At 46.1% G+C, this 25,289-nt stretch carries 28 protein-coding genes; 10 read left to right on the forward strand and 18 right to left on the reverse strand.

What is annotated here, in order from left to right; translation table 11 throughout:
* Positions 1 to 5: 5 nt before the first annotated feature.
* The 4 genes from gshA to ICN22_RS00700 form a co-directional block, all read right to left on the reverse strand.
* Entirely contained in the window at positions 6 to 1,304 is a 1,299-nt protein-coding gene (gshA, locus tag ICN22_RS00685; RefSeq protein WP_216168419.1) for a glutamate--cysteine ligase, read from the reverse strand.
* Between the two features lie 106 nt (positions 1,305 to 1,410).
* A complete protein-coding gene (locus tag ICN22_RS00690) occupies positions 1,411 to 2,874 on the reverse strand; it encodes an ammonium transporter (protein ID WP_216168420.1) in 1,464 nt (487 codons plus the stop codon).
* Positions 2,875 to 2,887: 13 nt separating this feature from the next.
* Positions 2,888 to 3,226 (reverse strand): P-II family nitrogen regulator, encoded by a 339-nt coding sequence (locus tag ICN22_RS00695; RefSeq protein ID WP_011903792.1) that lies wholly within the window; start codon positions 3,224 to 3,226, stop codon positions 2,888 to 2,890.
* Between the two features lie 25 nt (positions 3,227 to 3,251).
* Positions 3,252 to 4,181 carry a TorF family putative porin gene (locus ICN22_RS00700; RefSeq protein WP_216168421.1) on the reverse strand — a complete coding sequence of 310 codons (930 nt, stop codon included), beginning with the start codon at positions 4,179 to 4,181 and terminating at the stop codon, positions 3,252 to 3,254.
* 260 nt (positions 4,182 to 4,441) lie between these two features.
* Here ICN22_RS00700 and ICN22_RS00705 point away from each other — a divergent pair, with 260 nt between their 5' ends.
* The gene (locus tag ICN22_RS00705; RefSeq protein WP_215325890.1) at positions 4,442 to 4,696 is read left to right on the forward strand and encodes an accessory factor UbiK family protein; all 255 of its coding nucleotides are present in this window, start codon (positions 4,442 to 4,444) and stop codon (positions 4,694 to 4,696) included.
* A 24-nt stretch (positions 4,697 to 4,720) separates the two neighbouring features.
* Here the strand turns inward: ICN22_RS00705 and ICN22_RS00710 are convergent, their stop codons facing one another.
* The 7 genes from ICN22_RS00710 to ICN22_RS00740 are packed head-to-tail and all read right to left on the reverse strand — an operon-like array spanning position 4,721 to position 9,423.
* Positions 4,721 to 5,392 carry a hypothetical protein gene (locus tag ICN22_RS00710; protein WP_255533769.1) on the reverse strand — a complete coding sequence of 224 codons (672 nt, stop codon included), beginning with the start codon at positions 5,390 to 5,392 and terminating at the stop codon, positions 4,721 to 4,723.
* Entirely contained in the window at positions 5,301 to 6,317 is a 1,017-nt protein-coding gene (gene lipA, locus ICN22_RS00715; RefSeq protein WP_216863441.1) for a lipoyl synthase, read from the reverse strand. The genes ICN22_RS00710 and lipA overlap by 92 nt, the downstream gene beginning before the upstream one ends.
* On the reverse strand, positions 6,314 to 6,958 hold the full coding sequence (gene lipB / locus ICN22_RS00720) for a lipoyl(octanoyl) transferase LipB (protein ID WP_216168423.1): 645 nt from the start codon (positions 6,956 to 6,958) through the stop codon (positions 6,314 to 6,316). Before lipB ends, lipA begins: the two co-directional genes overlap by 4 nt.
* Positions 6,959 to 6,967: 9 nt before the next feature.
* Complete coding sequence (locus tag ICN22_RS00725) at positions 6,968 to 7,237, reverse strand: YbeD family protein (protein WP_215305480.1); 270 nt, start codon at positions 7,235 to 7,237, stop codon at positions 6,968 to 6,970.
* Positions 7,238 to 7,269: 32 nt separating this feature from the next.
* Positions 7,270 to 7,986 carry an alpha/beta hydrolase gene (locus tag ICN22_RS00730; RefSeq protein ID WP_216168424.1) on the reverse strand — a complete coding sequence of 239 codons (717 nt, stop codon included), beginning with the start codon at positions 7,984 to 7,986 and terminating at the stop codon, positions 7,270 to 7,272.
* Between the two features lie 21 nt (positions 7,987 to 8,007).
* Complete coding sequence (locus ICN22_RS00735; RefSeq protein WP_216168425.1) at positions 8,008 to 8,316, reverse strand: (2Fe-2S) ferredoxin domain-containing protein; 309 nt, start codon at positions 8,314 to 8,316, stop codon at positions 8,008 to 8,010.
* Positions 8,317 to 8,328: 12 nt separating this feature from the next.
* Entirely contained in the window at positions 8,329 to 9,423 is a 1,095-nt protein-coding gene (locus tag ICN22_RS00740) for a VanZ family protein (protein ID WP_216168426.1), read from the reverse strand.
* A 46-nt stretch (positions 9,424 to 9,469) separates the two neighbouring features.
* Here ICN22_RS00740 and ICN22_RS00745 point away from each other — a divergent pair, with 46 nt between their 5' ends.
* The gene (locus tag ICN22_RS00745) at positions 9,470 to 10,270 is read left to right on the forward strand and encodes a biotin--[acetyl-CoA-carboxylase] ligase (RefSeq protein ID WP_216168427.1); all 801 of its coding nucleotides are present in this window, start codon (positions 9,470 to 9,472) and stop codon (positions 10,268 to 10,270) included.
* Positions 10,267 to 11,100 carry a type III pantothenate kinase gene (locus ICN22_RS00750; protein ID WP_216168428.1) on the forward strand — a complete coding sequence of 278 codons (834 nt, stop codon included), beginning with the start codon at positions 10,267 to 10,269 and terminating at the stop codon, positions 11,098 to 11,100. The genes ICN22_RS00745 and ICN22_RS00750 overlap by 4 nt, the downstream gene beginning before the upstream one ends.
* 1 nt (position 11,101) lies before the next feature.
* On the opposite strand, the gene rfaE2 is transcribed toward ICN22_RS00750, so the two are convergent.
* Complete coding sequence (rfaE2, locus tag ICN22_RS00755) at positions 11,102 to 11,593, reverse strand: D-glycero-beta-D-manno-heptose 1-phosphate adenylyltransferase (RefSeq protein WP_216168429.1); 492 nt, start codon at positions 11,591 to 11,593, stop codon at positions 11,102 to 11,104.
* 102 nt (positions 11,594 to 11,695) lie between these two features.
* Here rfaE2 and ICN22_RS00760 point away from each other — a divergent pair, with 102 nt between their 5' ends.
* The 5 genes from ICN22_RS00760 to ICN22_RS00780 are packed head-to-tail and all read left to right on the forward strand — an operon-like array spanning position 11,696 to position 16,498.
* Complete coding sequence (locus ICN22_RS00760) at positions 11,696 to 12,259, forward strand: glutathione peroxidase (RefSeq protein ID WP_255533807.1); 564 nt, start codon at positions 11,696 to 11,698, stop codon at positions 12,257 to 12,259.
* On the forward strand, positions 12,259 to 13,647 hold the full coding sequence (locus ICN22_RS00765) for an NAD(P)/FAD-dependent oxidoreductase (protein ID WP_216168431.1): 1,389 nt from the start codon (positions 12,259 to 12,261) through the stop codon (positions 13,645 to 13,647). Before ICN22_RS00760 ends, ICN22_RS00765 begins: the two co-directional genes overlap by 1 nt.
* A complete protein-coding gene (locus ICN22_RS00770) occupies positions 13,648 to 14,433 on the forward strand; it encodes a DUF1365 domain-containing protein (protein ID WP_216168432.1) in 786 nt (261 codons plus the stop codon).
* The gene (locus tag ICN22_RS00775; RefSeq protein ID WP_216168433.1) at positions 14,430 to 15,725 is read left to right on the forward strand and encodes an SAM-dependent methyltransferase; all 1,296 of its coding nucleotides are present in this window, start codon (positions 14,430 to 14,432) and stop codon (positions 15,723 to 15,725) included. Before ICN22_RS00770 ends, ICN22_RS00775 begins: the two co-directional genes overlap by 4 nt.
* Entirely contained in the window at positions 15,722 to 16,498 is a 777-nt protein-coding gene (locus ICN22_RS00780; RefSeq protein WP_216168434.1) for an SDR family NAD(P)-dependent oxidoreductase, read from the forward strand. The genes ICN22_RS00775 and ICN22_RS00780 overlap by 4 nt, the downstream gene beginning before the upstream one ends.
* 9 nt (positions 16,499 to 16,507) lie before the next feature.
* Here ICN22_RS00780 and ICN22_RS00785 read toward each other — a convergent pair whose 3' ends face one another.
* The 3 genes from ICN22_RS00785 to argS are packed head-to-tail and all read right to left on the reverse strand — an operon-like array spanning position 16,508 to position 19,553.
* Positions 16,508 to 17,170 carry a thiol:disulfide interchange protein DsbA/DsbL gene (locus ICN22_RS00785; protein WP_216168435.1) on the reverse strand — a complete coding sequence of 221 codons (663 nt, stop codon included), beginning with the start codon at positions 17,168 to 17,170 and terminating at the stop codon, positions 16,508 to 16,510.
* Positions 17,167 to 17,775, reverse strand: a complete 609-nt coding sequence (locus tag ICN22_RS00790; protein WP_216168436.1) for an SPOR domain-containing protein — start codon at positions 17,773 to 17,775, stop codon at positions 17,167 to 17,169. The genes ICN22_RS00785 and ICN22_RS00790 overlap by 4 nt, the downstream gene beginning before the upstream one ends.
* A gap of 50 nt (positions 17,776 to 17,825) precedes the next feature.
* Entirely contained in the window at positions 17,826 to 19,553 is a 1,728-nt protein-coding gene (gene argS, locus ICN22_RS00795; protein WP_216168437.1) for an arginine--tRNA ligase, read from the reverse strand.
* A 35-nt stretch (positions 19,554 to 19,588) separates the two neighbouring features.
* Between argS and ICN22_RS00800 the strand changes: the two genes are divergently transcribed.
* The gene (locus ICN22_RS00800; RefSeq protein WP_216168438.1) at positions 19,589 to 19,906 is read left to right on the forward strand and encodes a DUF1840 domain-containing protein; all 318 of its coding nucleotides are present in this window, start codon (positions 19,589 to 19,591) and stop codon (positions 19,904 to 19,906) included.
* A gap of 29 nt (positions 19,907 to 19,935) precedes the next feature.
* On the opposite strand, the gene metH is transcribed toward ICN22_RS00800, so the two are convergent.
* Together metH and ICN22_RS00810 are read right to left on the reverse strand one after the other, a co-directional pair.
* On the reverse strand, positions 19,936 to 22,683 hold the full coding sequence (gene metH / locus ICN22_RS00805; RefSeq protein ID WP_216168439.1) for a methionine synthase: 2,748 nt from the start codon (positions 22,681 to 22,683) through the stop codon (positions 19,936 to 19,938).
* Positions 22,680 to 23,744, reverse strand: a complete 1,065-nt coding sequence (locus ICN22_RS00810; protein ID WP_216168440.1) for a homocysteine S-methyltransferase family protein — start codon at positions 23,742 to 23,744, stop codon at positions 22,680 to 22,682. Before ICN22_RS00810 ends, metH begins: the two co-directional genes overlap by 4 nt.
* 78 nt (positions 23,745 to 23,822) lie before the next feature.
* Here ICN22_RS00810 and ICN22_RS00815 point away from each other — a divergent pair, with 78 nt between their 5' ends.
* A complete protein-coding gene (locus ICN22_RS00815) occupies positions 23,823 to 24,272 on the forward strand; it encodes a PhaM family polyhydroxyalkanoate granule multifunctional regulatory protein (RefSeq protein WP_216168441.1) in 450 nt (149 codons plus the stop codon).
* On the opposite strand, the gene ICN22_RS00820 is transcribed toward ICN22_RS00815, so the two are convergent.
* Positions 24,184 to 25,269 carry an MBL fold metallo-hydrolase gene (locus ICN22_RS00820; RefSeq protein WP_216168442.1) on the reverse strand — a complete coding sequence of 362 codons (1,086 nt, stop codon included), beginning with the start codon at positions 25,267 to 25,269 and terminating at the stop codon, positions 24,184 to 24,186. The genes ICN22_RS00815 and ICN22_RS00820 overlap by 89 nt on opposite strands.
* Positions 25,270 to 25,289 lie beyond the last annotated feature (20 nt).

Raw genomic sequence — 25,289 nt, forward strand, 5'->3', positions numbered from 1 at the left:
ATAAATTAAGCAGCTTCAGCATTAGGATCAGAGCGCTCTAGCTCTAAAGAGGCTGCCAGCAAGGCTAGACGAGCGACGACACCGTATAGATAAAACCGATTTGGCGGTGCGCTACCAGGCTTTGCACCTAAGTCTGGAATAGAGTTTTGTTCAAATGCCAAAGGAACAAAATGCATGCCTGGAGCATTCAAATTCTCATCAGGGCCGCGGTCAGTATGCACTCGATAGAAGCCACCAATCACGTAGCGATCGATCATGTACACCACTGGCTCTGCAACAGCTTCATTGACCTTCTCAAAGGTATAGACGCCTTCTTGAATCAAAACGTCACTTACCTCAAGACCTTCCTTTACAACACTCATCTTGTTGCGATCTTTGCGGTTCAGGTCTTTGAGCTGCGAAGGATCATTCACCACCATGATGCCCATACCATATGTTCCAGCATCCGCTTTGACAACAACGTAGGGTTTTTCTTTAATCCCGTACTCACGGTATTTCTTAGCAGTCTTCTTGAGAACTTTTTCGACAGCCGCTTGCAATTCTTCTTCGCCCTTGCGCTCATGAAAGTTCACATTAGAGCAACTTGCAAAATAAGGATTGATCATCCAGGGATCAATATCAACCACCTTCGCAAACTTCTTAGCAACCTCATCGTAAGCAGCGAAGTGTTTCGACTTACGGCGGACGTGCCACCCAGCATGCAAACCTGGCAAGAGATACTGCTCATGCAGGCTTTCTAAGATTGTAGGAATGCCTGCCGATAAATCATTGTTGAGCAAAATTGAGCAAGGATCAAAATCTTTTAAACCAAGACGTTGCTTCTTCAAGCCTAAACGAGATAAAGGCTCCATCAAAAGACGATTACCATCAGGCAAGTCAATCCAAGTTGGCTTTTTAATTTCATCAGACAAAGTGCCTAAACGCACATTAAGACCTGCTTGACGCAAGATCGAAGATAAACGCGCAATATTCTGTAAATAAAAAGTATTACGAGTGTGTCGCTCAGGTATCAATAGTAAATTTTTTGCCTCGGGGCAAATCTTCTCGATTGCCGCCATTGCTGCCTGAACTGCTAAAGGTAACATTTGCGGCGAGAGGTTGTTAAAACCACCTGGGAAGAGGTTGGTATCAACTGGCGCAAGCTTAAAGCCCGCATTACGTAGGTCAACTGAACAGCAGAACGGCGGAGTATGTTCTTGCCACTCAAGCCTGAACCAGCGCTCAATCGTTGGAGTTGCTTCTAATACCTTCGACTCAAGATCGAGAAGGGGGCCGTTTAGGGCAGTGATGAGATGTGGGACCATTTCACCATTGTAAGATTTTTTAAAAGAAAGACGCGGAATCCAAGGATTCCGCGCTTAAAAACCGGGCAGCTAACTAAAGCCGCCCAGTGAGGGGTAAAACAGCTGATTAAGACTCGTAAGCGGACTCACCGTGGGAACTGATATCCAAACCTTCGCGCTCTTCATCTTCCTTAACGCGCAGGCCAACCACGATATCAACCAATTTGAAGGCGATATAAGAAACCACGCCAGACCAAATTAGAGTAACGATGACGCCTTGGCTCTGAATCCACAATTGGCTAGCAATGGAGTAGTCAGGGGCTGCAGCATTCGCTACATAATCCCAAATACCTGTTCCACCTAAAGCTGGGTCTGCGAACACGCCAGTTAACAAAGCGCCCAAGATGCCGCCAACGCCGTGCACACCGAATACGTCCAAGCTGTCATCTGAACCCAATAGCTTCTTGAGACCAGAAACACCCCACAAGCAGATCACACCAGCAGCAGCACCAATTACGAGGGCACCCATTGGTCCAACAAAACCAGCAGCAGGAGTAATTGCAACTAAACCTGCTACGCAACCAGATGCACCACCCAACATAGAAGGCTTACCTTTGAGAACCCACTCAGCAACTGACCAGCTCAATACTGCTGCAGCGGTTGCCAATAATGTGTTTACGAAGGCCAAGGCTGCACTGCCGTTTGCTTCGAGAGCAGAGCCAGCATTGAAACCAAACCAACCGAACCACAAGAGTGAAGCACCAATCATCACAAACACTAGGTTGTGCGGCTTCATTGCCTCTTTGCCGTAACCCAAACGTTTGCCGATGACGAATGAACCTACCAAACCTGCGATCGCAGCATTGATATGAACAACGGTACCGCCAGCAAAGTCGAGAACACCCTTCTGCCACAACCAACCAGCGCGAGCTGTTATTGCTTCAAGTGATGCAGCGTCTTTGATGTCATCGGGACCAGGCCAGAACCAAACCATATGAGCGATTGGTAAGTAGCTGAAAGTAAACCACAGAACCATAAACAACACGATTGCAGAAAACTTAGCACGCTCAGCAAATGAACCAATGATCAAGCAGCAAGTAATAGTTGCAAACGCAGCTTGGAAGGCCATAAATACATACTCAGGAATCACAATGCCTTTACTAAATGTTGCGGCAACTGAATCTGGAGTCATACCAGCTAAGAACAAACGATCGAGTCCACCAATGAATGCACCACCTTCAGTAAATGCGAAGCTGTATCCATAGAGGGACCACAACACGGTGATCAACGCAAACACAAACATACACTGTACGAGTACAGAAAGAATATTTTTGCTACGTGTTAAACCGCCGTAGAACAAAGCCAAACCTGGCAATGTCATCAAGATTACTAGTGCGGTACATACTAATATCCAAGCTGTATCACCTTTGTTCGGAACTAATGCAGGAGCAGCAGCAACTGCAGCTGCAGCGGCAGCGGCAACAGGCTTAGCCTCATCAGCAAAAGCTGGCGAAGCTACCATGACACTGCTTGCTCCAAAAGCCAAAGCCATTGCGCTTGCAGCTAGGAGTCGTTTCATCCAAGTTAACATTTTGAACCTCTCTTTAAAGTGCTGACGCGCCGGTTTCACCGGTACGAATGCGAATGACGTGTTCAACTGGGGAGACAAAAATCTTGCCATCACCAATTTTTCCAGTACGGGCAGATTTTTCAATTGCTTCAATCGCTCGCTCCAAGATGCCATCTTCAACAGCAGCTTCAATTTTTACTTTCGGTAAAAAGTCGACTACATACTCAGCACCGCGATACAACTCGGTGTGACCTTTTTGACGGCCAAAGCCTTTAACTTCAGTGACGGTGATGCCCGAAACTCCCACTTCCGAGAGAGCTTCGCGCACTTCGTCAAGCTTGAAGGGCTTGATGATTGCGGTAATTAATTTCATGTGTTTCTCCGTTCAGAGGAAAGAATTAGAAAGTTTTTGTTAGTGAAACTACAGCACCAGATCGGCCAAGATTGTTTCCCGAAGGGCTGCTATAGGAATATCCGCCCCTAAAGGATGGGGCATTGGTTGTTACATAGGCAGCAGACCCAGATAAACCACCACCAAAATCTTTTGTCACTCCAAGTTTATAGTCAGTGTAAGAGTACAGATTGCTATTGCTTGAACCTCTAGCAACGCACCCACCAGTGTAGTAAGTTGCACAATTTGAGCCAGTTGAAATAGCATTACCAGCAACATATTGGTAGCCAACGTGTCCATTAAGAGACAAGCCCCAAATGCCGGTGTCATAGTTCATAGTTAGATCTGGATAATAAGATCCGGATGAATTCACCATACCAAATAAAGTAGAAACGGAATAGGAAACTTTTGCAAAACCGGATAAAGGTCCAAAAGTAAAGTTCTGGGCCGCATAGATTTCAGTTGTGTTTGGGTTGGCAGTTGCGCCACCGGTATTTGGAATTCCAGACGTTGGATAGTAGTACTGCAATACACCAAGATCTGAAGCAAATCCTTCGCCAATAAACTCTTTCTTAAAGCCTGCGTAGAAATCCATTTCTACTTGCGATGAAACTTGACCAAAACTGCTGGTTGTATTCCTCCCCGTATATCCGCCATTGTTCCCGTACATATCACTAATCCAGCTAATTGAGCTATTCCAGTTACCAATGTATAGGCCACTTTCATGTGCATAATCAAATCCGCCCTGAATAGCTGGCTTGAAATTTGACTGACTGATCCCTCGATAGCGATAGTCATTTACAACAGTTACGTTTGCAGTAATCGGGCTGGCTTCTGGAGCCTCTGGTGCAGCTGCAGGAGCTGACTGAGCAAACGCTGCGGTTGCGAATAAGCCAGAAGCTGCAAGAGCGATGGCTGTCTTTTGAATCGTTTTCATATGAAACTCCTTAGTGGACATAAAAAAGGGATGAGTTCTTTATTGCATGGTGTGATCATGACGGTTGGGAAGATCACGTATTTGTCACAATTCACCTAAATAAGGCTTATGCCCAACTTTGGTGCTTACATAAGCCCCATTTTCGTTCATTCTGGTGCATATGCGGCTTTTTTTAGTTGGTTTCGCCTGTTTTTAGACCAACAACATAAAATAGATTCTGTATCTTTTAAGCAAATTTCAATAGAACGGTGGGCAGTACTATGCAAAAACCAGGCGAAATCCTAGAACAAATCCAGCGCATTGCTAGTGATATGCAAAACAAGGTTGGGGATGCTATTCGCAATTCACCAGCGCAAGAGATTGAAAAGAATGTACGCGCCATGATGAATCAAGGTTTTCAGAAAATGGACTTAGTTACTCGCGAAGAGTTTGAGTTGCAATCTAAAGTATTGGCCAAGACTAGAGAAAAGTTAGAGGCTCTCGAAGCTAAAGTAGCCGCCCTAGAAAAGTCTTAAGCAGTATCTTGTTTCATCTGGAAATTATTCCGGATGAAACTCATCAAAGAAGTTTGAGTACGCCTCTTCAGAAAAAAATGTTTTGGCATTCACTCGCGCTGGTGCAATATGTAAAACTGAGATTTGATAAATCCAAACTCCATTATCTGATGCCATTCTGGTGATCCAACGAACCCGCATTGCTTGCTCTAACCTGCCAGAAGATTTAAATTCTAGAAAATAATCTTTAGTAGCTGCGCGCTGTTTATTTGCAGTCAGATAAAGAGCGTCAGCACTAACAGCACTTTTCAAGTTCACATTTGCATGACTAAATAAATTACCTTGCACCTGCTCCAATAAATTAGGCGCTAAGCTAGCTTGTTCTTTACTCAAACGAATCGCACTCACCGAATAAATATCATCATCAATCTTTACCGCTTCTAAAGTTTGTGGAATTTCTTGGTTTTGATATGGCAGTCGTCGCTCAATCTTTTCAGGCATACCCGGAAAGAGGGTGCTGTAAGCCTCTTGTGGAGACTGCACAGTCCGCCAATCTAATTTAGGACTACATGCAGAAAGTAAAAATGCAAGCGCCAGAACTACACAAAACTTTTGGAGCATGGCCTTAGATAACACCTGCACTGTGTGCTTGTTCGTCAGCATGGTAACTAGAGCGCACCATCGCGCCCACGGCAGCGTGTGAGAAGCCCATGGCATATGCCTCTTCCTCGAATTGCTTAAACACATCTGGATGAACATAGCGCTGCACTGGAAGGTGATGACCTGACGGCGCTAAGTACTGACCAATCGTCAACATATCGATATTGTGCTCACGCATATCACGCATCACCGCCAAGATCTCTTCATCCGTTTCGCCCAAGCCCACCATCAAACCACTCTTGGTTGGAATATGGGGAAAGCGTTCTTTAAAGTCTTTTAACAACTTTAACGAGTGTGCATAGTCTGCGCCAGGACGCGCCTGCTTATACAAACGCGGCACGGTTTCTAAATTGTGATTCATCACATCAGGTAGACCTTTTGGAGCATGCTCAGAAAAAATATCCAAAGCCTTATCTAAACGGCCACGGAAATCCGGCACTAAAACTTCAATACGTGTATTCGGGGAGAGATCGCGTGACTGAGAAATACAGTCCACATAATGCATTGCGCCACCGTCACGTAAATCATCGCGATCTACGCTAGTGATCACCACATAATTTAATTTCAGAGCAGCAATCGTACGCGCTAAATTACCCGGCTCTTTTGTATCTAATGGATCTGGTCTGCCATGGCCCACGTCACAAAATGGGCAACGACGTGTGCATTTATCACCCATGACCATGAAGGTAGCCGTGCCTTTACCAAAGCACTCACCAATATTAGGACAACTTGCTTCCTCGCAAACTGTGACTAACTCATTTTCTCGGAGAATCTTTTTAATCTCTGAGAAGCGGGAATTTCCGGAAGCGGCTTTTACTCGAATCCAATCGGGCTTTTTGAGCACTTGCTCCAAGGGGATAATCTTGATCGGAATACGTGCAGTCTTCTCGCTCGATTTCTGCTTACGGGAGGCATCGTAGTTGAGATCCTGGCGACTATTAATAGTGGCGGTGGTATCGAGTTCCGGCTTATTGGTGGTCATGATGAAATCAGTTGCTTTTGCAAATGCCCTAAAAGGGTTTGGCTAATAATGTCTATATTGTCCTTGATCCCAAGGGTTTGCATATCTATCGTCCTTAAGCCCTCATACCCACATGGGTGAATGCGGGCAAAAGCGGCTAAATCGGTAGATACATTGAGGGCAAGTCCATGATAAGAGCATCCCTTAGAGACCTTGAGTCCCAGGGCGGCAATCTTGGCACCTCGATACTCAATCTGTATTGAACTCTCCTGCGCAATATAAATACCAGGTGCGCCAGCATGTCTTTCTGCCTGAATACTAAAATCTGCCAAGGTATCTATCAAGGCCTGCTCGATTCGGGAGACAAGCTCTTTTACAAAAATACCTAGACGTCTTAGATCGAGCATTAAATACACCACGATTTGTCCAGGTCCGTGATACGTGATCTCACCACCACGATCAACCTGTACTAATGGAATGTCGTTGCTAGGGGAATGTAAATTTCCAGCATCTCCCGCTAAGCCCAAAGTAAAGACTGGTGGATGCTCAAGAATCCAAATTTCATCTGGGGTGTCACTATCTCGTCGTTGCGTGAAATCCCGCATCGCTTGATAGGTTGACTCGTAGTCAGCTAACCCTAGATGTTTTACCAAAAAGCTCATGCCAATAATTTAGAGGACAACACTAACCAAAGGGTGCGTAGATAAAGTGCGATACAACTCATCTAGCTGCTCTCGGCTAGTAGCAGTGATTGGCAATGTAATGCCTAGATAATTTCCATCTTTGGAAGGTCGCTGCTCAACCTTACTCTCATCAAAGGTAGGATCAAATTGACGAGCAATGTGCAAGATGGCAGGTAGGTATTCAGGATTAGCTTTACCCATTACCTTGATCGGAAACTCGGATGGGTATTCAATAAGAGATTTTTTATCTTCAGTCATATACTTTTATCTCTCTAAATTATCTATTTACTTTATTGATTGCGATGATCGGGCATACCCAACCAGGCGCTAGTAATGATGTTACGTATGCAATGTAAACGTCGATGGAAAAAATGATCAGCACCCGGCACCACTTGTACCGTTAACTCTTGGGGACGCGCCCAATCTAAAACATCGATCAAGGGAATGGTTTCATCCACTTCGCCATGAATCAAAATCGTATCAGCAGGCACAGCTGCTAAGACCCATTTGCCAGCCGCACTACCCACCATGACGAGCCGCTCAGCTGGGCGCCCCAGCTCTGCCAAGCGCTGTACCAAATGGGTTCCAACAAAACTACCAAATGAAAATCCAGAAACCACTAAAGGCAAAGTATTGGCAGTCTGTACCCATGCCTGTTGCGCAGTGGCCTCAAAATGACTCCAGCTAGAAGGAGAGCGCATCCAATCAGTGACATGTAGCAAGTCTTCCATTTCACCAACGCCGTCATCATGCACACCGGCAGTAGCGCCTACTCCGCGAAAATTAGGGCGCACGCTCACGTAACCCAATTGATTAAAAGCGCGTGCCATGGTTTGCGCCACTTTGTTATCCATCGTTCCACCCATCAGTGGGTGTGGATGCGCAACCAAAGCCAGACCTCTCACCAAAAAAGCAGGATTATTTTTTAATTCATCTGGCAGATCAATCGATATTTCTATTTGACCTACAACACCATCAATATGAATTATTTTGGTACGGCTATTCATGAAAGAACTTTCTGAAATCTTTTAAGCTAACTGCAGACGCTCTACAGGGCGCCCTTGTATTAAGTGCGACTGGATAATTTCTTCGATATCTTCAGTATCAATAAATGTGTACCAAATTCCCTCTGGATAAATCACCGCCACCGGGCCATCAGCACAACGATCTAAACACCCCGCTTTATTAATGCGGATATTTCCTGGGCCAGATAGGCCTAACTCTTTGATACGCTTTTTTGCGTAATCAAAAAGAGCAAAAGCATTATGACGATCACAACAATCTTCGCCGTTACTGCGCTGGTTTAGGCAGAAAAAAACATGGTGTTTAAAACTCATATGTCATCTCAATTAAGGTTTTAAATTAAAGGTGGTTATATTTCGGAGTACCCAAAATAATGCTAATGGCAACCATGCCACTGAAACCCATTGCATTAATTCATTAAAGTGTAATAGCCGACCTTGATACCAATGTCGTAATGTCAGAATGAAATACGGGTTATCTGGCAGGAGATTAATTACCAAGGTGGCAGCAACTAAACAGGCGATTGCAAGCCAAGCTTTGCTGGACGTAGAAAACTGGAGAGTGCATCTGAGCAATAAACTACCCAGCACCATTCCCCAAATAGCTCCTGCGGTGAGCCACAACAAACCAAATTCTGCCCCGAACTGCAGTGCAGTAAAGGCAATCTTCACTACAACAGTAAAGCAAAGCAGACTATTTAGGATGTTCCACTGGGGCGCTTTTGCACGCATCCCCAAAGATAGTAAGAGTCCGGTACCGAGCCAACATACAGCTGTAATGATGGATTCTTGAATGACATGATTGACCACCGTTGTACCCCAGTCAACGGAGGAAAAAATGGCATGTCCCCATACCCCCGTACCTAACCAAGAGCTCTGGGGATAGATCTGAGCCCAGGGAAACAGTAAAAATAAGGCGCAAGCAGCCCAGTTCACACCAAACCATTGGTCAAAGCGACGACGTATTACGCTCCCAGAGAGCCACTGGGGGCCTAATGGAATGGCTAACAAACCACCCATCAAACCGCCCAATACATTAGCCCACCAATCCATTTGACTCGGAATGCGAGTGGGCAACCAAGTTTGCAGCGACTCCACACTAAAAGCCAATCCTGCACTAAAGCTCAGGGCGATGCTTAGGGCAACAAAATTGCGCCATCGTGGGTAACTGGCAAACACCAGCAGAAACCCCAAGGGAATGTAGGCCAAGACATTGACTGACACATCAAAGAGCGTAATAAAGCGGGGTAAAGGGGCATCCAACCATGCCCATGGGGCGATCCCATTATCAAAACTAAAATCAAAGGGATTCAGGCTGACATAAGTGATTAAAAGCGCATAGCTCAAGCTAATGGCCCGAGCCAAAGGCATTGCCTGGAGAGGCCAAACAAACTTGCGAGGACGCTGATCTTCGTGTTGCATTCCCTTATTCTAGGTCAGCTAGCCTAGATCTTTCTACAATAGAAAAATGAGTCCGAATTGCATTCTTGAACGCGTTGCCACCACCAAGTCGACTAATGATGATTTATTGGCTCGTTGGCGTGCCGGTGAATTAATTGATCCCGTAGCTCGTATTGCCCACTATCAGACCTCCGGCAAGGGCAGGGCTGGCAGAGTTTGGCTTTCCAACCCCGGAGATACGCTGTGCTTCTCCTTGGCCTACCCATTCAATAAACGCCCTCATGAACTGAGCGGACTTAGTCTAGTCATTGGACTAGCAGTTATTGCCGGCATTGCTGGAACTTTAGGAATCAATGAAACCACTCTTCATCAACAAGGTCTTAGACTGAAGTGGCCCAACGATTTACTGCTGAACAATGCCAAGCTTGGCGGCATCCTCATTGAAGGTGGACAAAGCAATCCAAGCTCACCCACTTGGATGGTGATCGGCCTGGGCCTGAACTTACGAAATGCGGAAGTCATTTCACAAAACTTAGAAAATCAAACCTCTTTTACTGCTGCCGCTTTGGATCAACTGCTGCCTCATCACGCACCGATTCCCGATACGGAGTTCATTTGGCTCAAGCTGATTGAGGCATTTGAAAGACATTTGATCCAATTTGAACAGCATGGGTTTAGCTACTTTAAAAACTCCTGGTCGCACTGGGATGCCTTTAACGGTCAGCATGTTTCTATATCAGGCGCGGGCAAAGAACCTATCATTGGAGTCTCTTCCGGAGTGGATGACTCTGGCGCCCTGATTCTTCATGAGCATGACAAATCTATCGCCATTCATGCAGGCGATGTTTCTTTGCGAGTTCAATCATGAGTCTGTATTTGGTATTTGATCTTGGCAATACTCGACTCAAGTGGGCCGCAGTCGAATCTACACAAAACATTGCAGACCGCAATAAAAAACTGTGGGCACACTCTGGGTCGATCAGCACTAAATCTTTCCAGTCAACCGAACTACGGGCTGAGCTGTCTGACTATATTTCTAAAACCTTACCCAAGCCAGATGCTATTGCCTTTTGCTGCGTAGCAGGCGATGCTGCTATTGAAAATCTACGCAGCCTCTTTCCGCAATGGCAAGATCTTGAGTGGCAACAATTTACGGGCAGTAGTCCTTATGAAGGCTTAAGAACGCTCTACCAAGACCCCAGCAAATTGGGCGCAGATCGATGGGCTGCACTGATTGGCGCAAGAGCTCTTTCTAGTACCAACACGCTAGTGATCAACGCTGGGACGGCTACTACCATTGACTTGCTGGGTGGCAATGGCGTCCATTATGGTGGCTGGATCTTGCCAGGCTTAAGTCTGATGCAAGAAAGCCTACAACAAAATACAGCCCAACTTCCATTACCAGTTCGTGCTAGTAAGCCTGAAGCTCAAGCGAGCTTTGGCAGCACTACAGATGAGGCGATTATGGGCGGTTGTGATGCGGCGCAGATGGGTGCAATCCTGCGCGCAGCCTACTTAGCTAAAAGGATGAATCATCCAGTTGAGCGAATTTGGCTTGATGGGGGCAATGCCCAAATTTTGGCAAATGAAATTAAACAATTTCCAGAGTTGGCAGTGCTGCCAGTAGAGCCGATTGAAGGTTTGGTGCTACGTGGGCTTTGGGCTTGGCTCTTACAAAACTTGAAGGCCACCGAGTAAGTCAACTAGTGCGGATCTTGCCCAATAGCGTTGTTGTGGAGCGCTCGTATAAAAATGGGATCGCTACAGCTACACCACCCCAAGTTTTCACGAGGCGGGTCTCCTCCAGGGAATTGATTTCATAATCCCCACCCTTGACGTAAATATCGGGATGAATCTTGGCAATCAGATTCACTGGGGTCTGTTCTGTAAATAACACTACCAAGTCGACACTCTCAAGTGCTGCCAATAAAGCCTGGCGATCAGCCTCGGTATTAATAGGTCTGTCATCACCCTTACCCAGCATTTTGACCGAGGCATCTGAATTCACCCCCACTACCAGGCTAGCACCCAAGGCTCTGGCTTGAGCTAGATAGCTGGCATGCCCTCGATGCAGAATATCGAAGACGCCATTCGTAAAGACCAAGGGTCTGGGAAGCGCCGCAATCAGAGCCTCCAGCTCCGTTGGAGAGCAGACTTTAGACTCGAAAGAAGGTAGGGATAATGAGCTCATAGCGCCATATTAATGGCATTGGGCTAGATTCAACGATATTTGCCAGAATGTCTTAGACTTGGGCATCCCCGTCCCACTCAAAGGCTCAAGATGATTCGCTATATGCCACGCTACTTACTGGCACTACTTTTCTTGCTGACAGCAATGCCGTTTGCTAAGGCAGCTCCACCTGCCGGCAGCTGCAGCCCCCTTTTATCTCACACCTTTCCAAGATTGCAGGATGAGGCGCCTCAAAGCCTTTGCCAATACCAAGGTAAAGTCATTCTCGTTGTGAATACAGCCAGTTTTTGTGGCTTTACGAGCCAATACGAAGGTCTAGAGAAGTTGTATGCCAAATATAAAGACCGTGGCTTGGTTGTATTGGGATTTCCATCAAACGATTTTGGCCAACAAGAGCCAGGTAGCAATAAAGACATCGCTGACTTCTGTAAAAATACCTATGACGTGAAATTCCCCATGTTTGCTAAGAGCTCAGTTAGTGGTAGTAATCCAAACCCACTATTTAAAATGCTCATTGCTAAAACTGGAACAACACCGAAGTGGAATTTTTATAAGTACCTGATTGATCGAAATGGTAATGTAGTCGACTCGTTTGGCAGCATGACAAAACCAACAAGTAGCAGTATTACTGGTGAAATAGAGAAACTTCTTGGAGAAAAAATTTAGTGGGTAAGAAAAAAGTTGCCATCATTGGCGCTGGTATATCTGGCTTAGGATGTGCATATGCATTAAGGCAGCACCCAGATTTAGAGATCACCGTATTTGAAGGTGGCAGCCATATTGGCGGTCACAGCAATACTGTAGATCTCACACTAGAAACTCCTCATGGCCAGATAACCCATGGAGTTGATACTGGATTTTTGGTATTTAATCGAAAAACCTATCCTCGCTTAGTTCGTCTATTTGAAGAAATTGCCGTTCCGATTGCGCCATCAGAAATGTCCTTTTCAGTATCCATTGATGCGGGTAGAAAAACAGGTCACAGTAAAAAAATTGAATGGGCTGGTAACGATCTCAACTCCTTCTTTGGTCAAAGATCTAATTTATTCTCCTTGTCATTCTGGAGAATGGCTTACGACATCTTGCGCTTTAATCGTCTCGCCACTCGACTGGCAGAGGAACAAATCACTGCCAAACTTGAGTACTCAGAACCAGATGAGCGCATTAAAGATTTTTTAGATCGCAATTGTTTTAGCGCCAGCTTTAAAGAAAATTATTTCCTGCCAATGATTGGTGCTATCTGGTCATGCTCTGTTGAGCAGATGCTAGAGTTTCCGATTCAGACTATGGTCCGTTTCTGTCATAACCATGGTCTGCTACAAATCCAAAATCGCCCGCAATGGCTTACCGTTAAAGGCGGATCCCGAGAATACGTAAAGCTTTTAGTAGCAGCTCTAGAGAAACATCAAGTCAAATTTGTTCGTGAATCCGTTTCTCGAGTCAACGCGAGAAAATCGGAAGACTCTCTAGTTGAAGTGATTACACCCTCTGGGCTACACCAATTTGATGAAGTGGTAATGGCATGTCATAGCGATCAAGCCTTAGAGTTGGTGCATGGCATTGGGCAAGACGCGCGCACTATTTTGGCCTCGGTTCCTTACCAGAAGAATCGCGCAATTTTGCATACCGATATCAATTTCTTGCCCGCTACTGAACGCTGCTGGGCAGCTTGGAACTACACCGCAAAATCTGGTGCATCACTGACTGCTCAACAACACGTGAGTGTGAATTATTTAATCAACCGCCTACAACCCCTACCCAAAGCATTCGAGGGCACACAAATTATTGTGAGCCTGAATCCACTGACAGATCCTAATCCAAAATTGGTGCATAAAGAAATCCATTACTCGCATCCTGTTTTTGATATGCGCGCTGTGCAGGCACAAAAGGAGCTACCTTTAATTCAGGGGAACTCTTCAATCTGGTATTGCGGAGCATGGACAGGATTTGGCTTTCATGAAGACGGTTTGCGCTCAGGCGAATTGGTGGCAATGGATCTGATGGAGAGCATTTCTCATCTAGTTAACTCTAGGTCCATTAAAGATTCCCAGTAAATGAATTTGCCAACGATTAATTTTGGAGCGGTAAAGCATCGGCGCTTTCGTCCTGCTATTAATGCGTTTGGCTATGGTGTATTTACTTTATCTATTCCAATGCGTGCGCGCAGGAGTAATCCAACATTACTCAGTCAGCATGGGCTCAAAGATAAGCGATTTGGACTTTTTTCCTTTTTTGACCAAGACCATGGATTAGGCGATGAGAACAGCCTGTCCTGGATCGAATCGATCCTTAAAGAAAATCACGTTCATCATGATGATGGTGAAATTTGGTTGCATACTTTTCCGCGAGTTCTCGGCTATGTCTTTAATCCGGTCAGTTTTTGGATCTGCACCCAAGCCAACGGTCAAGTACGAGCGGTACTGGCTGAAGTAAATAATACCTTTGGCGAACGACACTGCTATCTACTCCATCATGACTCTGGTAAAGCGCTGCAATCCGGAGAGACGCTGGTGAGTGATAAGGTATTCCATGTCTCGCCCTTTTGTGATGTTCGAGGGGAGTACCACTTTCGCTTTTTGTTTCCTCAAGATAGCAATTCAAAGCGGAATATTGTTTGCCGGATTGAGCTGCACGAGGACGGTGCTCCATTAATCAATACCAGCATCAGCGGCCTTACTCAACCATTAACTAAAAGTGCCCTCTATCTTGCCTTTCTACGCTACCCCCTCATGAGTTTGGGTGTCATTGGCCGAATTCACTGGCAGGCATTGAAATTATGGCTAAAAGGTGTACCCTTTCACTCAAAACCTAAACCACCAGAACTTGAAGTTACTCGATGAATCGCCCCGGTCAAACACTGCTATCCCGCCTCACCTTCTCTCGCCCTGAAAGGCGAAAATCCAAACCTCAACAAGGTGATGCAAGCACAGCAGCCCTATTGGGTCTTTTGGCGAAATTGCGCAGTGGGCACCTAGTGCTCACCTTTCCTAATAATGAAGTAAGAGAATTTGGCAATAGCTCAGACCAACTACATGCAGAAATTCAAGTTTTAGATTGGTCTGTATTTAAGCAAGTGTTATCTCATGGTGATATCGGCTTTGCCGAAAGCTATATCCGAGGCGAATGGAATACTCCCGATCTCAAGGCCGTTCTAGAGCTAGCCATTCGTAATCGCACTATTTTAGATAAAGCAATTTATGGCAGCTGGTTTGGATCCATAGCCTATCGCCTGAGGCATTGGTTTAGAGACAACTCTAAATCTGGAAGCCGTAAAAATATTCATGCGCACTATGACCTAGGCAATGCCTTTTACACGCTTTGGCTAGACCCCACGATGAGCTACTCGAGTGCATGGTTTGCTGAGGGTGACAAGCAATCACTCATGGATGCCCAGCGCGCAAAAATCAAACGTATCTTAGACTCCATCCAGACTAAAGAGGACGATCAAATCTTAGAAATAGGCTGTGGTTGGGGCGGCTTCATGGAAGAAGCCTTACGTAATGGTAATCAAGTCACTGGCCTGACCTTGTCGACGGAACAAAAAGCGTTTGCAGACTCTCGACTTCAAAAGATCTCTACAGAAGTAAGCAATGCAAAGCAATTCGAAGTTCGGCTGCAAGACTATCGGGACTGTAAAGAGCAATTTGATGGCATTGCCTCTGTTGAAATGTTTGAAGCAGTTGGTGAGAACCATTGGACCGAATACTTTCAAACAATTGCAAAACGACTCAAAGCGGGTGGACGGGCTTGCATCCAAACTATCGTGATCGCAGATGATTTATTTGATCGCTACCGCCAGAGTACCGACTTTATTCAGCAATATGTTTTTCCAGGAGGCATGCTCCCCTCCCCTTCTAAATTTAAGGCTGCCGCAACTAATGCAGGTTTAGAGCTTGAGGCAGAGTTTGCCTTTGGTGCCGACTATGCCAAAACCTTATGTCTATGGCGCGATAGCTTTAATCATAAGATTGAAGAAATTTATCGACTTGGTTTCGATGAGGCATTTATTCGGCTCTGGAATTTCTATCTCATGTATTGCGCCGCAGGTTTTTCTGAAAAGAGTATTGATGTGGTGCAATACACCCTCAAACATAAAGATATTATTCACTCAAGTGATGCACTACGCCCATGAAACAAAAAGGAATAGATTCTTTTGTAGATCAACGGATTTGGGTCATTGGGGCATCTAGCGGTATTGGCGAGGCCTGCACAAACGCTTTTATTAAGGCTGGTGCAAAAGTCGCACTCTCTAGCCGTCGTACTGCGCGGCTAGATACTCTCGCACAATCTGCGGAGCCAGGACAGGCTCTAGTGCTTCCATTAGATGTTACCCATCAAGAGCAGCTCGACTCTGCCTACCGCAGCATCCTAGAAGCTTGGGGTGGCTTAGATCTACTGTTGTTTGTATCGGGTGTTTATACCCCATTACGTGCTGATAATTTTGAATTTGAGATTGCGCAGAAAACAATTGATGCCAATCTACTCGGTCCCATGCGGGCCGTTAGTATTGTGATGCCCGATATGCTCAAAGCGCATGCTGGTCATATTGCCATCGTAGGTAGCGTAGCGGGATATAGCGGACTACCTAAAGCTTTGGCGTATGGGCCAAGCAAAGCAGGGATTATTAATTTCTGTGAAACCCTGTATTACGACTTACTGCCACAGGGCGTGAGCGTACACATGATCTCACCGGGATTTGTTGCAACAGAGGCTACCGCACAGAATGATTTTGAGATGCCAGCGCTGATCACTGCCGATGAGGCCGCACAAGAAATTATCGCCGGACTTCAGGCTGGTGAGTTTGATATTCACTTCCCTAAGCGGTTTTCAGGATTCTTAAAATTCCTCAGAATCCTACCCTACCCACTTTACTTCTGGATTATCCGACGCTTCGTCAAAATCTAAGACCCTGGATTACTTGTACTTATCCTTGCGGATTTTTTGCTCCAAGTGATCCATTACAGCAATCGCTTTTGCCTTGGTTCCAGCAATGGATGGGGATGTAACGTAGCGACCCTGCATCACAATTGTTGGCACACCATCAATGCGATAAGCATCAGCCATCTGTCTTGCGGCACGAGCTTTTGATACGACGGCAAACGAGCGATAGGTAGCTAAGAAAGTATTACGATCGATGCCTTGTGAGGCAACCCAATCAGCGATCTCATTTTCTGTCATGAGGCGCTTGTTTTCTTTGTGCATGGCATACATGACTTTGTCATTCATCCCCTCGCCCTTACCCATAGACTCTAAGGCATAGAAGAGCTGGCTATGCGGCATGAAATCATCTCGGAAAGCAACGGGCACTTTACGGAATGTCACATCCTTAGCTTGGCGCTTAAGCCATGCATTGAGCTCTGGTTCAAAGTCATAACAATGCGGGCAGCCATACCAAAAGAACTCGATAACCTCGACCTTTCCTTTGGCCTCAACTGGCTGAGGGGTAGGCAGAATACGATAATCAAATCCCTCTTCAATCTTAGGGCTTTGTGCAGTCGCCAGACCTGAAAAAGAAAATGCCAAGCCAAGAATAGCGGCAGATAAAAAGGATCTTTTAGATTTAGATAATGTAATCATGATTTGCTAGATTTAATGACACTCGGTTTAATACCCATACTATTAAGCTTATCACGCACGGGGTTACTTTCTTCAACACTGTTGTATGGGCCAACACGCACACGCCAAAGTGTATTGCCCTCACTGCCAATCTCACTTAATTGAGATTGAATACCCTGAATCGCTAAACTCGCTTTTTGCGCATCTGCATCAGCACGCTTATTAAAAGCGCCTACTTGTAGAAAGTAAATAGCATCTGATTTTGCAGCAGGAGCTACATCTACTGGCTTTTTAGCATTAGCCAAATCAGCAATTGCATCTGGCGCACTCGCTGTGGGTGAAGTAGCCTTGCCTTGTAGTGGTTTGTTCAAATCTAGAGCCTCTGCTGGGGTAGTGACTTCCCCTTCCGCCGGCGCTGATCCCGACTTAATGGTTAAAGGAAGATTGGGAGCTCTAACTCCAGGGCGCTCTTGCGGTGTATTTTTCGAAAGGTAAAAGGCAATCACAAAAGCAACGCCGAGGCCAACACCAAGCCCTAAGATGAAGCCAAGAATAGTGCCGCCATACTCCGGACTCGAAGACCGAGTCTTTGGAGTGAAGCTGGTGTGTTGATTATTATTTTTCATCGTATCCCCATCCTTCTTTTTACTTCTTGAGCACTAGCAATTGGCATAGCTTACATCTTAGCGGGTGCTGATACACCTAATACTTTTAATCCATTTTCAAGCACTTGGCGCGTCGCCAACAGCAATGCAAGGCGTGCTAATTTCAATGCAGGGTCATCCACTAAAACACGATCCGCGTTATAGAAGGTATGAAAGTCGCCCGCTAAATCACGTAAATAAAAGGCTAAGGCATGTGGCGCCAAATTTGCAGCTGCATCAGTCAGCATTTCTGGATATTCAGCCAAGCGACGTAATAAATGATCCGAAGTTTTACTTTGCAGCAAGGAGAGATCCGCACCATTAAGGTCGGACACTTGTCCACCCCATTGGGTCAAAATTGAACAAATCCGCGCATGGGCATATTGCACATAGAACACGGGATTCTCATCATTCTGCTGTAATGCCAAATCAATATCGAAGACAAACTCTGTATCAGCCTTGCGAGAAATGAGGAAGAAACGTACGGCATCTCTTCCACGCTGTAATGCCAGCTCATGCTCATCAGCAGTCATCTCTGGTGTAACGCCACCGGACCACTCAACCAAGTCACGTACGGTCACATAAGAGCCTGCACGTTTAGAAATTTTGACTTCTTGGCCATGGCGCATTACTGTCACCATCTTGTGTAATACGTAATCGGGGTAGGTTTTCGGAATATCCCAAGCACGCTTCTGTGCCACGCCCTGCAAGCCCGAGCGAACACGGGCAATGGTGCCGTGGTGATCACTCCCTTGGACGTTGATCACTTTTTCAAAGCCACGATTCCATTTACTGGCGTGATAAGCAACATCAGGAACAAAGTAGGTAAAGCTCCCGTCAGACTTACGCATGACGCGATCTTTATCATCGCCATCATCTGTTGTCTTGAGCCAAAGTGCGCCCTCAGACTCATAGGTCTTCCCAATGCTCTGCAGCTCTTCAACAATTTTTGCAACACTACCATCGGTATATAAGGAAGACTCTAGGTAATAGCAATCAAACTTCACGCCAAATGTTTTTAAGTCAATATCTTGTTCATTACGTAAATACGCGACGGCAAATTGGCGAATGGCTTCAAGATCATCTTTATATTCAGATGAATCCTTAAAAGCAGTCGCAATCTCCGCAATATATTCACCGTTATAGGCACTCTCTGGCCAGGTAGCATCACCGGGCTTGAGTCCATTTAGGCGAGCCTGCACTGAAAGCGCTAAGTTTGCAATCTGCACTCCCGCATCGTTGTAATAAAACTCGCGGTGTACTTTGATGCCCTGAGTTGCTAATAAGTTAGCCAAGGCATCACCCAGTGCCGCTTGACGACCATGACCCACATGTAGCGGGCCAGTAGGATTAGCAGATACAAACTCAATCATAGCGCTAGCAACTGGGGCTGCATCTGGCGCAAGCTGGCCGAACTGAGATCCTGCTGTGAGGACCTCTTCCACAACAGCAGTTTTAGCGGTATTACTAAGGCGAAAATTAATAAAGCCAGGTCCTGCAATTTCGCAGGAGGCAATGAGGTCGCTATAAGCAGGTTGCTGTTCTAAGCGCTCAACCAGCGCTTGCGCTAATTCCCTGGGATTTAACTTCCAAGCCTTAGAAATCTGAAGCGCAATATTGCAAGCGACATCCCCATGGTCTACCGCTTTAGGGCGCTCTAGGCGAGGCGCAGGGGCATCGCCCAAACCATGCTCTTGGGCAAGACCCTGAAGGGCAGCACTGAGCATTTTAATTAAACGATTTTTATTAGTTAACAACATAGATAAGTGAGTTTATCAGGTGGTAAGCTACTGAAATGATCTATCAATTTCGCTCCAAAGCGGGCCCTGACGTCATCATGCTGGCTGACCTCACCCAGAGAATCTTTGAAATTTTGAGCCGCCCATTAGAGCCCAGAGGAATTTTGACGGTGGAGCAACTACCAAGCCTCATCATCTCCCTAGAAACCGCCATCCTCAAAGACTTGGAAGAGCGCTCTAAAAGTAATGCGACGGATCAAGAAAATAGTGAAAAACCGAAACTTACCGATAGGCTAGGACAGCGTGCCTATCCTTTCCTAGAGCTGATGAAGCAGGCTAAGGCCAAAGATGAACCAGTGATGTGGGGCGTGTAAAGGCTGCACACACTCCACCCCAGTCAAATTTAGTCTATCGAACTTGCTAATTGGCGACGAATGTCTTCAACGGACTCATTACGGCGCTTAGCAAGATCCTCAATCTGATCTGCTGACAACTTACCCACATTGAAATAACGTGCATCTGGATGTGCCAGATAAAAACCGCTGACACTGGAAGCTGGGTTCATGGCCATCGATTCGGTCAAGGTCATGCCAATATCCTCCGAGCCAATGACACGCAATAAATCTTTTTTTACTTCATGCGCAGGGCAAGCTGGATATCCTGGCGCTGGACGAATACCACGATATTCTTCATTAATCATTTGATCGTTCGTTAATACCTCATCAGTCGCATAAGCCCAGAGATCGGTACGAACACGGTGATGCATCAACTCTGCAAACGCCTCCGCCAAACGATCGGCTAAAGATTGCAACATGATTGCACTGTAGTCATCATGCTTTGCATGGAACTCAGCCACTTTTTTCTCAACCCCATGGCCAGTCGTCACAGCAAAGCAGCCCAGATAGTCGGCCACATGTGAATCTTTCGGCGCTACATAATCCGCTAAGCAACGATTAGGTCGACGAGCGCCATCAACTACCGGACGCTCAGCCTGCTGACGCAAGTTATGCCAAACAAACAAGGGATGCTCGCGAGATTCATCGCTATACAAAACAATGTCATCACCTATCGTATTTGCTGGATAGAAAGCCACTACAGCATCGGCCTGCAACCACTGACCTTTGATTAATTTATCTAAGAGCGCCTGGCCGTCTTCAAATACTTTACGAGCCTCTACGCCAACGATTTCATCATCCAAGATTGCTGGAAACTTACCAGCCAAATCCCAAGTCTGAAAAAATGGTGTCCAGTCAATGTATTTAGCGATATCACTTAAAGCAAAATTCTTGAAAACACGACGCCCAATAAACTTCGGCTTCTCAGGCACATAATGTGCCCAATCAATCAGCTCGCGATTCTTACGCGCAGCTTCTAATGAAATAGTTGGAGACGCTTTTTTATTGGCATGCTGCTCACGAATACGTACGTAGTCATCGCGCAGATCCTGAATAAATTTCTTGGCGCTTTCATCTGATAGCAAACTTGAAGCTACTGATACAGAGCGGGAAGCATCAGGCACATAGACCACCGGCCCATCGTAATGCGGTGCAATCTTAACTGCGGTATGCACACGAGAAGTGGTAGCGCCACCAATCATGAGCGGAATTTGACGCTCACGGAAATAATCGTCACGCTGCATCTCTTGCGCAACGTAAGTCATCTCTTCTAAGGATGGGGTGATCAAACCAGATAGACCAACAATATCTGCTTTTTCTTCTTTGGCACGCTTCAGAATTTCTGAGCAGGGCACCATCACACCCATATTGGCAACTTCAAAGTTATTACATTGCAGCACTACCGTCACAATGTTTTTGCCAATATCGTGCACATCACCTTTCACGGTGGCCATCACAATCTTGCCTTTGGCTTTTGCTTCGCCACCAGAGGCAATGTGCTGACGCTTCTCTTCCTCAATGTAAGGAATCAAAATGGCTACCGCTTGCTTCATCACACGAGCGCTCTTAACCACTTGAGGTAAAAACATCTTACCGGCGCCAAATAAGTCACCAACGACATTCATACCATCCATCAGAGGACCTTCGATAACCTCAATCGGACGGCCACCTCCACCCATAATTTGAGCGCGCAGCTCTTCAGTGTCACCTTCAATAAAGGTAGTGATTCCATGTACTAAGGCATGGGTTAAACGCTCACGCACCGAGCCTTCACGCCACACCAGGTTTTCTACTTGCTTTGCGCCGCCACCTTTAAATTGGTCAGCAATATCTAGCAAGCGCTCAGTTGGAGTCTTGCCGTCTTTTTCTTTAAAGCGATTGAGGACTACATCCTCAACACGCTCACGTAATTCAGGATCTAAGTCTGCGTAGACGCCAAGCTGTCCCGCATTAACAATACCCATATCCATGCCAGCCTGAATGGCGTGATATAGGAACACGGTATGAATGGCTTCACGTACGCGATCGTTACCGCGGAATGAAAAGCTGACATTAGAAACGCCGCCACTGATTTTCGCGCCCGGCAGATTTTCTTTAATCCAGCGTGTAGCATTAATGAAATCTACTGCATAGTTATCGTGCTCTTCAATACCAGTGGCAATTGCAAAGATATTAGGATCAAAAATAATGTCTTCTGCTGGAAAGCCAAGCTCATTAACGAGAATTTGATAACAACGCTGACAAATTTCTGTCTTACGCTTGAATGTGTCTGCTTGACCTACCTCGTCAAATGCCATTACTACAGATGCAGCACCGTAACGACGAATCAAGCGGGCTTGTTTTCTGAAGGACTCTTCACCTTCTTTGAGTGAAATCGAGTTCACAATCGGCTTTCCCTGAATGCACTTCAGGCCCGCCTCAATTACGCTCCATTTAGAGGAGTCAATCATGATCGGCACGCGCGCAATGTCTGGCTCTGAAGCAATCAAATTCAAGAAGCGCGTCATCGCCGCTTCAGAATCCAACATCGCTTCATCCATATTGATATCAATGACTTGAGCGCCATTTTCAACTTGCTGCCTAGCAACTACTAAAGCCTCATCAAATTGATTATTTAAAATCATGCGCGCAAATGCTTTGGAGCCCGTTACATTAGTACGCTCACCAATGTTCACAAAGCGGACATCAGCTGTAACGTTAAAAGGCTCTAAGCCTGAAAGCTTCATCGGCGGCATTGCTTTTACGGTCTTACTCATGCTGGCAGCTCCGCACTCTCGCGATAAAAAAGTCGGGGCTTACGCTGCGAAACTGCATTAGCAATCGCGCGAATATGATCTGGCGTAGTTCCACAGCAGCCACCTACTAGATTGACTAAACCATCTTTTGCAAAACCATCAACCAAGCTAGAAGTAATATCCGGAGTTTCATCAAAGCCCGTGTCACTCATTGGGTTGGGCAGACCGGCATTGGGATAACAAGATACTGCAACATCACAGATGCGGGATAGTTCAGCAATATAAGGGCGCATCAATGCAGCACCTAAGGCGCAGTTCAAGCCAAAGGTGAGTGGTTTAATGTGGCGCAGGCTGTTCCAAAATGCTTCCACTGTTTGGCCGGATAAAATTCGGCCAGAAGCATCCGTCACCGTGCCTGAAATCATCACTGGCAAACGTTCACCTGTTTCTTCAAAGAACTCATCCAATGCAAACAATGCAGCCTTGGCATTAAGTGTGTCAAAAATAGTTTCAACTAAAAATAAATCAACACCACCCTCAAAAAGACCTTCAATCTGCTCTCGATAGGAAGCTCGCAATGCATCAAACGTCACATTACGCGCACCAGGATCATTTACATCAGGAGAAATACTTGCGGTCTTTGGTGTGGGTCCAATTGCACCCGCTGCAAAACGTGGCTTATCAGGCGTAGAGTATTTTTCACAGGCAGCGCGAGCCAATTGAGCAGAGATCACATTCATCTCACGGGCCAAATCAGCCATCTTGTAATCCTCTTGCGCAACTGATGTAGCGCCAAAGGTATTCGTCTCAATAATGTCAGCACCCGCGTCTAAATACTGTTCATGAATCTTGCTGATAATCTGGGGCTGGGTCAGTACCAAGAGCTCGTTATTACCTTTGATATCACCCGGATGACTCTCAAAGCGTTTGCTGCTTGGTAATCCACGGTAATCCCCCTCACTCAGCTTGTATTGCTGAATCATGGTGCCCATAGCACCATCCAAAATCAGAATGCGCTGCTTTAGTAGCTCAGGAAGTGCCTGACCGCGGGTGTAAGGCTGGGATAAACCATTAGATTGCATTGCGTAACCGGGATTAATCTCTAGAATCCTCTATTGTATTGGCAATAAGCCACTTTTATCTGACCCGGAGCTGCCCCTATGTTTGGAACCATCCCTGAATTCAATCAAAGCCTTGAAATGATGAAAACCATGTGGGGTCAGGGAGCGGGCGGGCAAATGCCAGGTCAATTCCCCTTTACCACAGATGCCTCTAAGGCTGCCGGGGGCTTTGGCTCAGCATTTCCAGGGCTAGATACTGACGAACTTGAAAAGCGCATCAAAGACCTGAAAAGTGTTGAAAACTGGCTTAATCTCAACCTCAACATTTTGAAGTCCACTATTCAGGGGCTAGAAGTGCAGCATGCCACTATGATGGCGCTCAAATCTTTTGGGGATGCCGTTTCAGCAAGCGCCACTGCTGCCACTAGTGAAACTGCTAAAGACTCTGGAACGAAAGCCTCTAAACCACGCAAAACCGCAACACGCCGTCGTCGCAAAGCTGGCGACTCAACCTTCCTCGACGAAGTAGGTAATTCAGGTGAGCAATAGCCTCGCCCATAGCAAATGTCATTTGGTGAATATCTAGTTCACGTCTAAATAAAACTGGCACTATCTCACGAGCAGTTGCTGGTTTTTCACATGCTCCCAGCGTTTCCGCCAAGCGCTCATCATGGTGTGCTTTTAACTGGCCAATCCGCGGCTTCATTCCTGTGAAGGGTTTGCCATGAGATGGCAGGACTAGGGTGTCATCGGGTAAGGGTAAATATCGATCCAAGGAGCTCAAATACAGGCCCAAGGGATCCGCATCTGGATCCGCATCATAAACGCTGACATTGGTGGAAATACGCGGCAACAACATATCTCCAGAAATCAATACCCCTAAATCTTGACAAAATAATGAGGCATGCTCAGGCGCATGACCAAACCCCATAATCACTTGCCACTCATGCCCGCCAATCAAAATCATTTCGCCATCAATGATGCGGCGATATTGCCTTGGCACACCCGGAACCATATTGCTGTAGTAATTCGAGCGAGCACGAATTTTTTCTAAATCTTCTGGTGCAATGAGTCCATGTTTTTGAAAGTGGTCAGCCGATCCACCACCACCAGCACGCGCACCAACCGCAGCCCCACCCTCTTTATGGCTGAGCCATTGCGCAGTTAAATAATCGGTCATAGAAATCCAGAGCGGCGCCTGCCATTTCTCACAGAGCCATTGAGACAGACCCACATGGTCTGGATGCATATGAGTCACTATCACCCTCAATACTGGCAGGCCTTCTAGTTGCGTTGCAAAGATCTGATCCCAGGCTACTCTTGTCTCATCATTAGCAATGCCGCAATCTACAATGGTCCAGCCTTGAACGCCCTCAAACTCATCCCTTAGCAACCATAGATTGATGTGATCCAAAGCAAACGGTAAGCGCATCCGCAGCCAACGTACACCAGGTGCAAGCTCGATTGAGCTGCCCACTTCCGGTAAAACATCCGCTAAGGGATAATGGATAGAGTTCAGATCGCTGGATTGGTTTTTAGTATTCATCTATTTCTAATTTAGGCTTG

Origin of the sequence: Polynucleobacter bastaniensis, assembly GCF_018882205.1 — a bacterium.
GTDB lineage: Bacteria > Pseudomonadota > Gammaproteobacteria > Burkholderiales > Burkholderiaceae > Polynucleobacter > Polynucleobacter bastaniensis.

Coding starts and splice junctions, on each gene's coding strand:
- ICN22_RS00695 (WP_011903792.1), bottom strand. CDS start 3,226: ATGAAATTAATTACCGCAATCATCAAGCCCTTCAAGCTTGACGAAGTG.
- ICN22_RS00750 (WP_216168428.1), top strand. CDS start 10,267: ATGAGTCTGTATTTGGTATTTGATCTTGGCAATACTCGACTCAAGTGG.
- ICN22_RS00775 (WP_216168433.1), top strand. CDS start 14,430: ATGAATCGCCCCGGTCAAACACTGCTATCCCGCCTCACCTTCTCTCGC.
- ICN22_RS00710 (WP_255533769.1), bottom strand. CDS start 5,392: ATGCCATGGGCTTCTCACACGCTGCCGTGGGCGCGATGGTGCGCTCTA.
- ICN22_RS00820 (WP_216168442.1), bottom strand. CDS start 25,269: ATGAATACTAAAAACCAATCCAGCGATCTGAACTCTATCCATTATCCC.
- ICN22_RS00785 (WP_216168435.1), bottom strand. CDS start 17,170: ATGATTACATTATCTAAATCTAAAAGATCCTTTTTATCTGCCGCTATT.
- ICN22_RS00745 (WP_216168427.1), top strand. CDS start 9,470: ATGAGTCCGAATTGCATTCTTGAACGCGTTGCCACCACCAAGTCGACT.
- argS (WP_216168437.1), bottom strand. CDS start 19,553: ATGTTGTTAACTAATAAAAATCGTTTAATTAAAATGCTCAGTGCTGCC.
- ICN22_RS00790 (WP_216168436.1), bottom strand. CDS start 17,775: ATGAAAAATAATAATCAACACACCAGCTTCACTCCAAAGACTCGGTCT.
- lipB (WP_216168423.1), bottom strand. CDS start 6,958: ATGAGCTTTTTGGTAAAACATCTAGGGTTAGCTGACTACGAGTCAACC.
- ICN22_RS00780 (WP_216168434.1), top strand. CDS start 15,722: ATGAAACAAAAAGGAATAGATTCTTTTGTAGATCAACGGATTTGGGTC.
- ICN22_RS00800 (WP_216168438.1), top strand. CDS start 19,589: ATGATCTATCAATTTCGCTCCAAAGCGGGCCCTGACGTCATCATGCTG.
- ICN22_RS00810 (WP_216168440.1), bottom strand. CDS start 23,744: ATGCAATCTAATGGTTTATCCCAGCCTTACACCCGCGGTCAGGCACTT.
- ICN22_RS00725 (WP_215305480.1), bottom strand. CDS start 7,237: ATGACTGAAGATAAAAAATCTCTTATTGAATACCCATCCGAGTTTCCG.
- ICN22_RS00760 (WP_255533807.1), top strand. CDS start 11,696: ATGCCACGCTACTTACTGGCACTACTTTTCTTGCTGACAGCAATGCCG.
- ICN22_RS00700 (WP_216168421.1), bottom strand. CDS start 4,181: ATGAAAACGATTCAAAAGACAGCCATCGCTCTTGCAGCTTCTGGCTTA.
- ICN22_RS00815 (WP_216168441.1), top strand. CDS start 23,823: ATGTTTGGAACCATCCCTGAATTCAATCAAAGCCTTGAAATGATGAAA.
- ICN22_RS00705 (WP_215325890.1), top strand. CDS start 4,442: ATGCAAAAACCAGGCGAAATCCTAGAACAAATCCAGCGCATTGCTAGT.
- ICN22_RS00740 (WP_216168426.1), bottom strand. CDS start 9,423: ATGCAACACGAAGATCAGCGTCCTCGCAAGTTTGTTTGGCCTCTCCAG.
- rfaE2 (WP_216168429.1), bottom strand. CDS start 11,593: ATGAGCTCATTATCCCTACCTTCTTTCGAGTCTAAAGTCTGCTCTCCA.
- metH (WP_216168439.1), bottom strand. CDS start 22,683: ATGAGTAAGACCGTAAAAGCAATGCCGCCGATGAAGCTTTCAGGCTTA.
- ICN22_RS00770 (WP_216168432.1), top strand. CDS start 13,648: ATGAATTTGCCAACGATTAATTTTGGAGCGGTAAAGCATCGGCGCTTT.
- lipA (WP_216863441.1), bottom strand. CDS start 6,317: ATGACCACCAATAAGCCGGAACTCGATACCACCGCCACTATTAATAGT.
- ICN22_RS00730 (WP_216168424.1), bottom strand. CDS start 7,986: ATGAATAGCCGTACCAAAATAATTCATATTGATGGTGTTGTAGGTCAA.
- ICN22_RS00735 (WP_216168425.1), bottom strand. CDS start 8,316: ATGAGTTTTAAACACCATGTTTTTTTCTGCCTAAACCAGCGCAGTAAC.
- ICN22_RS00690 (WP_216168420.1), bottom strand. CDS start 2,874: ATGTTAACTTGGATGAAACGACTCCTAGCTGCAAGCGCAATGGCTTTG.
- gshA (WP_216168419.1), bottom strand. CDS start 1,304: ATGGTCCCACATCTCATCACTGCCCTAAACGGCCCCCTTCTCGATCTT.